The following is a 277-nucleotide window of genomic DNA, read 5'->3' as shown; positions in this document are numbered from 1 at the left end:
ATTCTGTATAAAACAGTTATAACCATATTACTACTATGACGTTTTTTCATCAATCTAAACACAATTGTTACCAATGATGGATTTCACGTGGTATAGTAAAAGTAATCAAGTAGGAAATTATTTTAAGAGGTGCCTCTTATGCGAGTAAAATGCGTAATTTGCGATAAAATTGAAACACTTGATGATGAATCAATCATTGCCAAGCGGCTTCGCAACCGTCCAATTCATACATATATGTGTGCTGACTGCCACGACCGGATTCGTGATAAAACAAACG

The 277-nt window shown here is 35.0% G+C and carries 1 protein-coding gene; it reads left to right on the top strand.

The window, feature by feature from the left end; all coding sequences use genetic code 11:
• Positions 1-138: 138 nt before the first annotated feature.
• Positions 139-277, top strand: a 139-nt coding sequence (locus RYX56_RS22120; protein ID WP_317124085.1) for a YlaI family protein, incomplete at its 3' end; no start/stop codon positions are given.

Source organism: Alkalihalophilus lindianensis (assembly GCF_032843265.1).
GTDB classification, from domain to species: domain Bacteria; phylum Bacillota; class Bacilli; order Bacillales; family Bacillaceae_D; genus Alkalihalophilus; species Alkalihalophilus lindianensis.
The sequence above is the reverse complement of the archived record's forward strand: the minus strand, read 5'-3'. Positions and strand labels throughout refer to the sequence as shown.